A 12438-nucleotide genomic window follows, 5' to 3' on the forward strand; every position below is an offset into this window, starting at 1 on the left:
TGCATGTTCGAACGCCTGATCCAATTCGCCATCGAGCAGCGCCTGGTGGTGATGCTGGCCGTGGTCCTGATGGCCGCGGTGGGTATCCACAGCTACCAGAAACTGCCGATCGACGCTGTACCGGACATCACCAACGTCCAGGTGCAGATCAATACCGCCGCACCCGGCTATTCGCCGCTGGAGACCGAGCAGCGCATCACCTTCGCCATCGAGACCGCCATGGCCGGCCTGCCCGGGCTCAAGCAGACCCGCTCGCTGTCGCGCTCGGGCCTGTCGCAGGTCACGGTCATTTTCGACGACGGCACCGACCTGTTCTTCGCCCGCCAACTGGTCAACGAGCGCCTGCAAGTGGCGCGTGAGCAGTTGCCCGACGGCATCGAAGCGGGCATGGGGCCGATTTCCACCGGGCTGGGTGAAATCTTCCTGTGGACGGTGGAAGCCGAGCAGGGCGCGCTGAAGGAAGACGGCACGCCCTACACCCCGACCGACTTGCGGGTGATTCAGGACTGGATCATCAAGCCGCAGCTGCGCAACGTGCCCGGGGTGGCCGAGGTCAACAGCATCGGCGGCCATGCCAAGCAGTACCTGATTGCGCCGGAGCCCAAGCGCCTGGCGGCCTACAAACTCACCCTCAACGACCTGATCGCGGCGCTGGAGCGCAACAACGCCAACGTCGGCGCCGGCTACATCGAGCGCAATGGCGAGCAGTTGCTGATTCGCGCGCCAGGCCAGGTGGCGTCGGCCGAGGACATCGCCAACATCGTCATCTCCAGTGTCGATGGCACGCCAATCCGCGTCAGCCATGTTGCCCAGGTCGGCCTGGGCGAAGAGCTGCGCTCGGGCGCGGCCACCGAAAACGGCCGGGAAGTGGTGCTGGGCACGGTCTTCATGCTGATTGGCGAGAACAGCCGCACGGTGTCCCAGGCGGTTGCCGCCAAGCTGGTCGAGATCAACCGCAACCTGCCCAAGGGCGTGGTCGCGGTGACGGTGTACGACCGCACCAACCTGGTGGAAAAGGCCATCGCCACGGTGAAGAAGAACCTGGTCGAAGGTGCCATTCTGGTTATCGCCGTGTTGTTCCTGTTCCTGGGCAACATACGCGCTGCGCTGATCACCGCCATGGTCATTCCGTTGTCGATGCTGTTCACCTTCACCGGCATGTTCAGCAACAAGGTCAGCGCCAACCTGATGAGCCTGGGCGCACTTGACTTCGGCATCATCGTCGACGGCGCGGTGGTGATCGTGGAGAACGCCATCCGCCGCCTGGCCCACGCCCAGCAACGCCATGGCCGCATGCTGACCCGCACCGAGCGCTTCCATGAAGTGTTCGCTGCCGCCCGTGAGGCGCGTCGGCCGCTGATCTATGGCCAGCTGATCATCATGGTGGTGTACCTGCCGATCTTTGCCCTGACCGGGGTGGAGGGCAAGATGTTCCACCCTATGGCCTTTACCGTGGTCATCGCCCTGCTCGGTGCCATGATCCTCTCGGTTACCTTCGTGCCGGCGGCCATTGCCCTGTTCGTCACCGGCAAGGTCAAGGAAGAGGAAGGCCTGGTAATGCGCACGGCGCGTCAGCGCTATGCCCCGGTGCTGGCCTGGGTGCTGGGCCGGCGCAAGCTGGCGTTCGCTGGCGCCGCCACCCTGGTGTTGTTGTCCGGGGTTATGGCCAGCCGCATGGGCAGCGAATTCATCCCCAGCCTCAGCGAAGGCGACTTCGCCCTGCAGGCTTTGCGCGTGCCGGGCACCAGCCTGTCGCAGTCGGTCGACATGCAGCAGCGCCTGGAACAGGCGATCATCGCCCAGGTGCCGGAAGTGCAGCGGGTGTTCGCCCGCACCGGCACCGCCGAGATCGCCTCCGACCCGATGCCGCCGAACATTTCCGACGCCTATGTGATGCTGCGTCCGCGTGAGCAATGGGTCGACCCGGGCAAGCCGCGTGATGAGCTGATCGCCGAGGTACAACGTGCCGCCGCCAGCGTGCCGGGCAGCAACTACGAGCTGTCGCAGCCGATCCAGCTGCGCTTCAACGAGCTGATTTCCGGGGTGCGCAGCGATGTGGCGGTGAAGCTGTTCGGTGATGACATGGATGTGCTCAACCGCACAGCCGCGCAGATCGCCAGCAGCCTGCAAGGCGTGCCGGGCGCGTCCGAGGTAAAGGTCGAGCAGACTACCGGCCTGCCGGTGCTGACCATCGATATCGACCGCGACAAGGCGGCCCGCCATGGCCTTAACGTGGGTGATGTGCAGGACGCCATTGCCATTGCCGTGGGTGGCCGCACGGCCGGCACGCTGTACGAAGGTGACCGCCGTTTCGACATGGTGGTGCGCCTGTCGGAACCCCTGCGCACCGATGTCGACGGGCTGGGCAGCCTGCTGATTCCGGTGCCGGCCAGTGCTGCTGCGGGTGCCGGGCAAATCGGCTTCATCCCGCTGTCACAGGTAGCCACGCTGAACCTGCAGCTGGGGCCGAACCAGGTCAGCCGCGAGGATGGCAAGCGGGTGGTGGTGGTCAGTGCCAACGTGCGCGGGCGCGACCTGGGTTCGTTCGTCGAGGAGGCCGAGCAGACGCTGATCGAGCAGGTGCAGATACCGCCGGGTTACTGGACCCGCTGGGGCGGCCAGTTCGAGCAGCTGCAGTCGGCGGCCGAGCGCCTGCAGGTGGTGGTGCCGGTGGCCTTGCTGCTGGTCATGGCGCTGTTGCTGATGATGTTCAACAACCTCAGGGATGGCCTGCTGGTGTTCACCGGCATCCCGTTCGCCCTTACCGGCGGGGTGCTGGCGCTGTGGTTGCGGGACATTCCGTTGTCCATATCCGCTGGTGTGGGGTTCATTGCCTTGTCAGGGGTGGCGGTGCTCAACGGGCTGGTGATGATCGCCTTTATCCGTAGCTTGCGGGAGGAGGGGCGCACGCTGCGGGCAGCGGTCGAGGAGGGCGCGCTGACGCGCTTGCGGCCGGTGCTGATGACGGCACTGGTGGCGTCGCTGGGGTTCATCCCGATGGCCTTGGCGACCGGGACCGGGGCCGAGGTGCAAAGGCCGCTGGCGACCGTGGTGATTGGCGGGATTCTGTCGTCCACCGCACTGACCTTGCTGGTGTTGCCGGCGTTGTATCAGTGGGCGTATCGGCGGGAAGAGGTGCAGGAGGGTTGAGAATCCTGGGGCTGCTTTGCAGCCCATCGCGACACAAGGCCGCTCCTACAGGGGACCGCATCAGCCGCAAATTGACGCGATCCCTTGTAGGAGCGGCCTTGTGTCGCGATGGGCCGCAAAGCGGCCCCAAATTCTCAAACAGTACGACGAGTCCCAGCCCTAGCACCGTCGCCCCCCGCCTCATCATGCAACGAAATCCGCGAAGTCTCCGGCAACGCCAACCCACCCACCAACGCCACCAGTGCAATCACCACCAGGTAGAACGCCGGTGCCAGGCTGCTACCGGTCTGCCCGATCAGCCAGGTCGCCACCAGCGGTGCGGTGCCGCCAAACAGCGTATAGGCCACGTTGTAGGTAATTGCCGAAGCGGTATAGCGGGTGCGGGTAGGGAAGCTTTCCGACAGCAATGCCGCCGTGACCACGCCACTGCACAACGCCCCCACCGCCAGCAGGATCACCCCCAGCAGCGCACCGGACATCGAGCCGGAACTGGCCAGCCAGTACGCCGGGAACACGCACAGCATCACCCACAGGCAGGTAAAGCCGATGGTCTTGCGCCGCCCGACGCGGTCCGAGAACGCCCCGGCCAGCGGGCAGCCGACCGCGGCGAACAGCAGGGCCACGGTGGTTACCAGCAGCGATTGCGCGCGGGTCAGGTTGCCGACCAGTTGCAGGTAGGTGGCGAAGTAGGTGGTGAACATGTAGAACGACAGCGCGGTCAGCGAGATGAAGGCCCCCAGGTTGCGGATCGCCCGGCCATGGTTGCGCAGGGTTTCCTTGAGCGGCGAATGTTCATGCTCCTTGCCCTGGGCGATGGCTTCGCGGAACGCCGGGGTTTCTTCCATGCGCCAGCGCAGGTACAGGCCGACCAGCCCCAGCGGCGCGGCGATCAAGAACGGGATGCGCCAGCCCCAGGCGTTCATCGCCTCGGCCGACAGGCTGGCTTCCAGGCCATAGGCGATCACTGCAGCGCAGGCAAAGGCGGAAAAGGTCGACACCGGTACGAAGCTGCCATAGAAGGCGCGCTTGTCGTTGGGCGCATGCTCCATCAGGTAGGCGCAGGCCCCGGCATACTCGCCACCGGCGGAAAAGCCCTGCAGGCAGCGCGCCAGGGTCAGCAGCGCGGGGGCTGCCAGGCCGATGCTGGCGTAGGTCGGCAGCAGGCCGATGAGGGTCGTGGAGCCGGCCATCAGCAGGATGGTCAGCGACAGGATGCGCTTGCGCCCCAGGCGGTCACCCAGCGCGCCGAACACGATGCCGCCCAGCGGGCGCAGGGCGAACGCCACGGCGAACACCGCAAAGGTCTTGAGCAAGGCCACGCTGGCGTCTTCGCTGGCGAAGAACTGGCTGGCGATTAGGGTAGCGAGAAAGCCGTAGACGGCGAAGTCGAACCATTCGACGAAATTGCCGATGGCCGAGGCGGCGATCACCCGGCGCAGGGTGGCGGGGGATACCTCGTGAGGTGCGGGCATGCGAGTGCTCTCCGGTTCCATTGGCAGGCATGATGAAAGTGGCGCGGTCGGGCCGCGCCATCATTGTTGTGCTTGCCAGTAGATAGCCGGGCGCTGGAAGGCGCTTTGTCGAGGGCGACCTCGGGATACCTGAATCAACCGCGAGCTGTTCGCTTGGCGCGGTCCACTGTGGGAGCGGCCTTGTGTCGCGAAAGGGCTGCGCAGCGGCCCCTCGATTGCAGCTTCGCCACTGACATCGCCGGGGCCGCTTTGCGGCCCTTTCGCGACGCAAGGCCGCTCCCACAAGAGCCAATGCAGGCCGGGATGTTCATGCAAGACAGGCCATGGGCTCAGAAGCGCATGTCCAGCGCCAGCTCGAAGGTACGCGGCGGCCCCATGTAGTACTGGCTGTTGTAGGCCTGCTTGGCATACACCTCGTCGGTCAGGTTGCGTACCCGCCCGGTCAGCGTGGTGTGTTCATCCAGCCGGTAGCGGGCGAACGCGCCGAACAGGGTGTACGCCGGGGCCTTGAGGCTGTTGGCGTTGTCGGCATACACCGAGCCCACGTAGCGCCCGTCTGCCCCCACCGACCACGCCGGGGTCAGGCTGTAGGTCAGCCACAGGTTGGCGACGCTGGCCGGTACGTTCACCGGTGCGTTGCCCTTGCGCGATACCGACACGCCGTTGACCGCCTCGTTGAACTCGTCGTACTGCGCATCGACATAGGCATAGTTGGCCTCGGCCAGCAGCTTCGGCGTCACCTGCAGGCGCCCGGACAACTCGACACCGCGTGAGGTCTGCTGCCCGGCCTGGACGGTGAGGTTGGCGTCGTTGGAGTCGCGCACGGCAAAGTCCTTGCGCACGATCTGGTACAGCGCCAGCGTGGCTGCGCCGCGCCCGTCGAGAAAGTCGAACTTGCTGCCCACTTCCCACTGCTCGCCCTTGGACAGGTCGAACAGCCCGACGTTGGAATAGGTCGCTGCCGCCAGCGAGCCGGCCGGCAAGTCGGCAGAGGTACTGTACTGCGCATAGACGCTGGCGGATGGGGTCAGCGCGTAGGTCAGGCCGATACGCCCGGAAAGCGGCTCCCAGCGCCGTTCGAAGAACGCCGGCGAGGTTGGCGTCACCGCGCCGTAGTTGGTCACCTGCATGTCCAGATAGTCGTAGCGCAGGGCGGTCAGCAGGGCCAGGCGTTCGGTGAGTTGCAGGCGGTTTTCGGCAAACACCGCGCGGTTGGTCACCTCGTGGCGGCGTTGCTTGGTCAGGCCGGCATTCATCCCGGGGATGTCGTCGAAGCTGCCGGGGTCGAAGTGCTCGGCATCGACCACATCGCTCCAGCTGCTCGAGGTGGGGTAGAGGGTCTGGCGCATGCGCGAGTACTCCAGCCCCAGCGACCACTGGCTGGCCAGGCCGAACAGTTGGTTGTCGTGGCGCAGCTCGATGCGGTCGCCCAGCAGGTTCTGGTCGTGGCGCTGAAGGTAAGGGCTGCTGCGCCGTACCTTGCCATCGCTGGTGTAGCTGTAGCGTTCGAGGTTGCGGTAGTCGCGCTGGGCGTTGTAGTGGTACAGCGTGTTCTGCACGCTGGTGCTATCGCTGAGCTGGTAGTCGAGGATCGAGCGTAGCCAGCGTACCCGCTGCTCATAGCGCCCGTCGCCGACGTTGTAGTTTTCGAAGCGACGGCTGTTATCGATCTTCATCGTGCTGCGCCCGGGCAGGATCGGCGAGCCCCAGTAAGGGCTGTCTTCGCGGTCTTCCTGGTACTCCAGGGCCAGGGTGTGGGTGAGGTTGGGCGTGAGGTCGCTCAGCAACGAGAAGGCCAGGCTGTCGGTCTGCCGTTCGTTGCGGTCGATGTAGCCGTTGCCCTGCCCGCGGCTGAAGTCCAGGCGCATGAAGTGGCGGGCATCGGCGGGGTTGCTGGCCAGTGCCTGGTTGATGCCGAACGCCACTTCGCTGTCGTCGAAGCTGCCATGGCGGATACGGCCGTCGATGGTCTGCTGATCGCGGCTGGCCAGCTTGGTGATGTAGTTGATCGAGCCGCCCACCGCGCCCGCGCCATGCAGGAACGACGATGGCCCGCCGATCAGTTCGACGCGGTCGAGCACCCAGGCATCCACTGGCCGGGTGGCGCTGCTGTAGCCCAGGTTGATGCCGTTGTACAACTGGGTAACCTGGTTCTGGGTGAAGCCGCGGTAGGCGACGAAGCCGCCAAAGCCGGGGTTGGCCGAGGCATTGACGCCGGTCATGGCGTTGATCACGTCCTGGCTGTCCTTGGCGCCGCGCTCCTCGATCAGGCGGCGGTCCGAGACACTGACCGAGGCCGGCGTTTCCCGCGCGGTGAGGCCCAGGCGCGAACCGGTGCGGATCGGCTCGTCCAGTTGCACGCCGCTGGCGGCGTCGCGTTCACCGTCGATGGTGGTGGCGCTCAGTTCCACCGGGGCAGCATCCGCCCAGGCAAGGTTGCAGGTGCCCATGAGGAGCACCAGGGAGGTTTTGCGAAGCATGTTGGTGTGTCTTCCACGCAAAGGTCATGGCTGACCGCGAGCGCGCGCAGTCAGGCGCGCCCGGCTGAGGTCAGGCGAAATGAAGTACGGCTGCGGGGAAAGCGACGGGGGAGGCGCGGGGGTTGAGGGCGGGGCGTTGATAGCGCGGCGGCGGTTGCGCCCAACTGCGCACCACGATGGGCGATGTGGCCACGGCTTGCGCCGGGGTGAACGACCAGCCGCTGCTGCTGAGCGGCACGGCCAGGCCGAACGAGGAGCACACCGGGCAGTCGAGCTGGGCCATGTGCTGGTCGCCGCCGGCGCCATTCAGGTCGATGGCAACGCCGTGTTCGCTGTTGACCGAGCAGAAACCGCCTTCCAGGCCGGCCAGGCGCAGGCCACCCATCTGGCCATGGTGCAGGCCGCACAGAACCAGGCTGAACAGGACGCTGGCGTAGAGCGTCCAGGCGGTCAGCGTGCGGGTATGCCGGGTGGTTTTCATGGCGGCGAATCTACCATCCGGATGAACGGTCGGGTAGTGCTTCGGGCTTGATATTTTGGGGCTGCAATTGACGCGATCCCTTGTAGGAGCGGCCTTGCGTCGCGAAAGGGGCGCAAAGCGTCCCCAGGGTTCTATCAGGCCGCACGCTCCAGTACATCCAGCAAATCAACAAACTCCAGCGCCAGTTTATGCCGCGGCGCCAGGTGCACCAGCGGCACCGAGGCCTGGTGCGATTCACGCATCTTGATCGAACTGCTCAGGTACACCGGCAGCACCGGCATGCCTTCACCGCGCAATTGCTCGACCAGGGTCTGGTGCAGCGCGGTGCGCCCGGCGAACTGGTTGACCACCACACCTTCCACCTGCAACGCCGGGTTGTGGTCCTGGCGCAGTTCTTCGACCTCGGCCATGACGCAGTGCAGGGCCTGGCGCGAAAAGCTGTCGCAGTCGAACGGGATCAACAGCCGCTCGGCCGCCACCAGCGCGCTGAAGGTATAGAAGTTGAGCGCCGGCGGGGTGTCGATGTAGATCCGCTCGTAGTCCTCGCCCAGTTCCACCAGCAGCTTGCGCAGCTTGTTGATCTTGAACTTGCTCTCCAGCTTGCCTTGCAGGTCGCTGAGGTCGGGGCTGGCGGTCACCAGGTGAAGGTTGCTGTAACGGGTTTCGGTGATCGCCACCCGGTGCTTCTTGCCGGCAGCGGTGACTGGCGACAAGGTCTGGCGGAAGAAATCGGCGATGCCGGAAGGAATGGCGTCATTGACCAGGCCGGTCAGGTAGTAGGTGGCATTGGCCTGCGGGTCGAGGTCGACCAGCAAGGTCCGGTAGCCTTCGGCGGCACTGGCGGCGGCAAGGTTGCAGGCGATGCTGGACTTTCCGACGCCACCTTTCTGATTGAAAACCACACGACGCATTAGACGCTCATCCATGAAGTGAAAATGTCAGGTTGGGGTCAATCCTATGACTGGAACAAGACAGTTTTATGACAAGGAATGTTACAGCCTGCCAAGTTCATTCCGTCATGTGGCAATCGGTTTGCCTTGAGCTGTGTAGTGTCTGTTCCGGCCCTTTCGCGGGTGAACCCGCTCCCACAGGTTATGCACCGCCCTTGAGGGCTGCGGGGTACCTGTGGGAGCGGGTTTACCCGCGAAGAGGCCGGAACAGGCAAGCAAGGGCGTTCAGGCAACAACCACCCGATTGCGCCCCTCCTGCTTGGCCCGGTAAAGCGCCCGGTCAGCCTCGCTCAACGCATCCCCCGGTTCGCTCTCGGTCTCGCCATCCCAATGCGCCACCCCCAGCGACACCGTCACCGCCCCCACCGGCTCCACTGGCGTATCCTGCACCGTCACCCGCAGCCGCTCGGCCACCACTGCCGCAACGTCCAGGCCGGCCCCCGGCAGCAGCATCAGGAATTCCTCGCCGCCGGTGCGGCACAGCAGGTCACCCTCGCGGCAGCAGCGGCGCATCAGCTCCGCCAACCGGCGCAACACCTGATCACCCACCTCATGCCCGTGGCAGTCGTTTACCCGCTTGAAATGGTCGACATCCAGCACGATGGCCGCAAACGCCCGGCCTTCGGCTTCCAGCAACGACAGGCTGAACTCCAGGCTGCGGCGGTTGCCCAGGCCGGTCAGCGGATCGGTCTGGGCGTCGCGGTTGAGTCGGCCGATGCGTTCATGCAGCAGGTTCAGCCCGAACAGCAGCGCGCGCTTCAGCTCGGCCGCCTCGAAGTACCAGGCCGGTACCCGATGCAGGCGCTCGGCAGTGCCGGCCCGGTCCATCGAGCGGGCGCCGGCGGCCAGCTGCCACAGCGGCCGGGCGATGGTCATGGCCAGCCACCACAGCAGCACGCTGCCCACCAGCGCCAACGGTGCGGAGGTGCCGACCACGTTGAGGATCAGGTGGCTAAGCGGCGTCACTGTCTGGGTCAGCGGCTGCTGCGCCACCACGCCCCAACCGGCGCTGGGCACGGTGGCGTATCCGGCGAGCATTTCCACGCCGAGGCTGTTGGTCAATTGACGGGTACCATTGCCCAGGCCCGCCAGCTGGTCGATCAGTGCATTGCCCTCAACCACCGTACCCACCCGCTGACTGTCGGGGTGGTACAGCAGACGCCGGTTGCGGTCGACCACGTACAGGTAGGAACCATCCTTGTAGAAATGCTCCCCCAGCAGGCTGTTGAGGATGTTGCGTTCACGCAGGTACAGGCTGCCGCCGACATACCCCAGGTAGCGGCCATTGCTGTCGAAAATGGGTTGCGACAGCGCCACCACCAGGTTGTTGGCCGCCGATATGTAGGGCGTCGACACCAATGGGCGGCGCGCCTGCAGCGCCTCCTGGACACCGGGCGAATGCATGTGGCTGCCGACCAGGTGCCGCAAAGGGGCGGGGGAAATCGCCAGCAGCACCCCGTTGGCATCGATCACGAAGGTGGAATTGAAGGCCATGCTCTGGCTCAGGACACGCTCGGCCTCCGCCTGCAGGGCGACGGCGTCACCTAGCTGGCGGCCTTGCACGCCCGCGCTGAACGACAGCTGCTGCAAGGCGTTGTCGATAAAGGTCTCGGTGATGCTTGCCAGCTTCATCGCATACACCCGGTTGGCTTCCAGGGCATGGTCGATCAGCAGTTGGCGTTGCACCCGGTAGCTGGCGAAGTAGCTGGCGCACAGCATGACCACGGCGGTAAGGGCGCAAAGCACCAGAATGAGTGTGCGTAGACCCAGGCGCAGTCCGTGCTTGGCGTGTGGCAATCCTGACCTCGGGTGATCGAAAACAGCTACGAAATGGGAACAACCTTACGCCTTATGAGCGCAGTGGGGAACCGTGTTCAGGAGCCTGCCTTTTCCAACGCGTCCAGTTCGTCTTCCACCTGCTGCATGCGCTGCTCGGCCAGGGCCTGTACCTTCGCGTCGCGGGCCGATTCGCGCATCAGGGTGGTGAGCTTTTCGCTCAGGCGCTTGCCGGCCTCGGTGTCTTCCAGGGCACGGGCCTTGGCCGGGTCCTGGGTGGCCTCGACGATGGTAGCGAACTCGGCATCGCTGAAGTTCTTTTCGCTGTACAGGCGGAACAGGTCCTGGCGCTGGTCCTCGACGGTCAGGTGCTTGCGCAGCACGTCCTGGATGGTCGCCTGCGGCAGCTGCGGGTGCGTGCGGCCGAGCAGCGCGGCCATGCGCTCGATGTTGTGCGTGTAGGCATCCTGCAGCGGCAGCTGGGCCAGGATCTGTTCTTCACGGGAGGGTTTCTGGTCGCAGGCGGTGAGGGCTGCAGTCAGCAGCAGGGGCAGCAGCAACTTCTGGAGGCGAGGCATGGCGTGGCCTGGTTGGGCAGTGAGTGCTGCCGATTATACGGCAGTTGTGGTTGCCTGATGGATTTTGGGGGCCGCTGTGCGGCCCATCGCGACACAAGGCCGCTCCTACAAGGGATTCGCATACAGATCTGGCCAAGCGCGATCCCTGTAGGAGCGGCCTTGTGTCGCGATGGGCTGCAAAGCAGCCCCATTCAGGCAACGCGGAGCATCAGAACCCACCCCCCAACGGCCATTCCACCGCCAACCGTATCTGGTCCCCATCCAGCTCCGCCTGCGCCGTATTGCCCCGATGCACGTTATGCCGCAGCGAAAACGCGGCGCCCTTGGCCTTGCCGCTCTGCACCACATACCGTGCCTCCAGGTCGCGCTCCCAATGCTTGCCCCCCTTGCCATACCCCAGGTACGCATACCCGCCCGCAGGGTCGACATGGCTGCCGTCGATATCGAACCCGCGCACGTACAACGCCGTCAGGTTCAACCCCGGTACGCCGTAGGCGCCCATGTTCAGGTCATAGCGCGCCTGCCACGATTTCTCGTTCGGCGCGTTGAAGTCCGACATCTGCACCGCGTTGGCAATGAAGATTGCCCCTCGCGTCACGTAGTCGAATGGCGTGTTGCCGTCCACCTGCTGCCAGCCCAGGCTGAAACCGTGCGGCCCATGGTCGTACCGCGAGACCAGGCTCCAGGTGGTGTTGTCGATGTGCCCGGACAGCGCTTTGCCGGTGTCGGTCGTGCGGTACAGGTTGAGGTCGAGGGTGAGGCTGCGTCGCTCATCCAGGGCATGGCTGAGGGTGCTGCCCAGGTAGTGCTGGTTCCAGCTGTCCTGGTAGCGTGAGGTGTACAGGCTGCCGCTGAAGGCGGCGCCGGGGTTCCACACCACGCCGGCCAAATCGAAGCTGTTGCCCTGACGGCCATTGGAGTAGTTCACCACGAAGCCCTGGTCGTGGCTGGAAGCATTGCGGTCGGCGTTTTCGTTGAAGTGCCCGGCCACCAGCCTGAGGTGCTCGAACTCGGTGCTGTCAAGGAAGAACCCGGTCGCGGTCTCGGGTAGCAGGCGGCTGTCGGAGGAACTGAACACCGGGGTCTTGACCCGTTGCTCACCGTAGGACAGCACGGTATCGGACATGCGCAGTTTCAGTGCCGCGCCGGCACGGCTGTATTCGTTCTTCGGGTGCCCCTCGTTATCCACCCCGAGCAAGCGTGCCTTGCCCACGCGCCCGCCGCCGCTGTCGAGTTGCACGCCCAGGTAGGCGTGGGCGTCGACCCCGACACCAATCAGCCCCTGAGTGAAACCGGACCGGAAGGTGCCCATCAGGCCATAGGCCCATTCCTCGGCCTTGCCGCTACGTTCATCGCGCGGCTTGTAGGCGTTGCGCCCGGCACTGTTGCGCCCGCCATGCTTGTAGTCGCGCTGGTCGAATACGCTGCGGTTGAGCAGGCTCCAGCGGCCATCCTCGACAAAACCGTTGCTTTGCGACTTGGCGGAGTCGGCCAGCGCAGGGGGCGCGAGCAGGGCGCTGGCGAGCAGCAAAACGGCAGGGCGCGGCATGG

At 65.2% G+C, this 12438-nt stretch carries 8 protein-coding genes; 1 reads left to right on the forward strand and 7 read right to left on the reverse strand.

Translation table 11 applies throughout. The features are described 5' to 3' along the window. Positions 1-3: 3 nt before the first annotated feature. The gene (locus tag C163_RS09245) at positions 4-3150 is read left to right on the forward strand and encodes an efflux RND transporter permease subunit (RefSeq protein WP_025338506.1); all 3147 of its coding nucleotides are present in this window, start codon (positions 4-6) and stop codon (positions 3148-3150) included. Between the two features lie 134 nt (positions 3151-3284). On the opposite strand, the gene C163_RS09250 is transcribed toward C163_RS09245, so the two are convergent. The 7 genes from C163_RS09250 to C163_RS09280 all read right to left on the reverse strand — a co-directional run bounded on the left by C163_RS09250 (position 3285) and on the right by C163_RS09280 (position 12436). Next, positions 3285-4622, reverse strand: coding sequence for an MFS transporter (locus tag C163_RS09250; RefSeq protein WP_025338507.1), 1338 nt, complete (start codon positions 4620-4622; stop codon positions 3285-3287). Between the two features lie 329 nt (positions 4623-4951). Beyond that, complete coding sequence (locus tag C163_RS09255) at positions 4952-7102, reverse strand: TonB-dependent siderophore receptor (RefSeq protein ID WP_025338508.1); 2151 nt, start codon at positions 7100-7102, stop codon at positions 4952-4954. A 70-nt stretch (positions 7103-7172) separates the two neighbouring features. After that, entirely contained in the window at positions 7173-7583 is a 411-nt protein-coding gene (locus tag C163_RS09260) for a DUF2946 family protein (protein ID WP_025338509.1), read from the reverse strand. 134 nt (positions 7584-7717) lie between these two features. Continuing rightward, positions 7718-8494 carry a ParA family protein gene (locus C163_RS09265; protein WP_025338510.1) on the reverse strand — a complete coding sequence of 259 codons (777 nt, stop codon included), beginning with the start codon at positions 8492-8494 and terminating at the stop codon, positions 7718-7720. Positions 8495-8758: 264 nt separating this feature from the next. After that, complete coding sequence (locus C163_RS09270; protein WP_025338511.1) at positions 8759-10330, reverse strand: sensor domain-containing diguanylate cyclase; 1572 nt, start codon at positions 10328-10330, stop codon at positions 8759-8761. Positions 10331-10407: 77 nt separating this feature from the next. Beyond that, entirely contained in the window at positions 10408-10887 is a 480-nt protein-coding gene (locus C163_RS09275; protein ID WP_025338512.1) for a hypothetical protein, read from the reverse strand. Positions 10888-11095: 208 nt separating this feature from the next. Continuing rightward, a complete protein-coding gene (locus tag C163_RS09280) occupies positions 11096-12436 on the reverse strand; it encodes an OprD family porin (RefSeq protein ID WP_025338513.1) in 1341 nt (446 codons plus the stop codon). Between the last annotated feature and the right edge of the window lie 2 nt (positions 12437-12438).

Origin of the sequence: Pseudomonas sp. FGI182 (genome assembly GCF_000511325.1) — a bacterium.
GTDB classification, from domain to species: Bacteria; Pseudomonadota; Gammaproteobacteria; order Pseudomonadales; family Pseudomonadaceae; genus Aquipseudomonas; species Aquipseudomonas putida_Z.

Excerpts from the sequence above, each read along its gene's own strand:
- C163_RS09245 (WP_025338506.1), top strand. The coding sequence starts at position 4 with ATGTTCGAACGCCTGATCCAATTCGCCATCGAGCAGCGCCTGGTGGTG.
- C163_RS09250 (WP_025338507.1), bottom strand. The coding sequence starts at position 4,622 with ATGCCCGCACCTCACGAGGTATCCCCCGCCACCCTGCGCCGGGTGATC.
- C163_RS09255 (WP_025338508.1), bottom strand. The coding sequence starts at position 7,102 with ATGCTTCGCAAAACCTCCCTGGTGCTCCTCATGGGCACCTGCAACCTT.
- C163_RS09260 (WP_025338509.1), bottom strand. The coding sequence starts at position 7,583 with ATGAAAACCACCCGGCATACCCGCACGCTGACCGCCTGGACGCTCTAC.
- C163_RS09265 (WP_025338510.1), bottom strand. The coding sequence starts at position 8,494 with ATGCGTCGTGTGGTTTTCAATCAGAAAGGTGGCGTCGGAAAGTCCAGC.
- C163_RS09275 (WP_025338512.1), bottom strand. The coding sequence starts at position 10,887 with ATGCCTCGCCTCCAGAAGTTGCTGCTGCCCCTGCTGCTGACTGCAGCC.
- C163_RS09280 (WP_025338513.1), bottom strand. The coding sequence starts at position 12,436 with ATGCCGCGCCCTGCCGTTTTGCTGCTCGCCAGCGCCCTGCTCGCGCCC.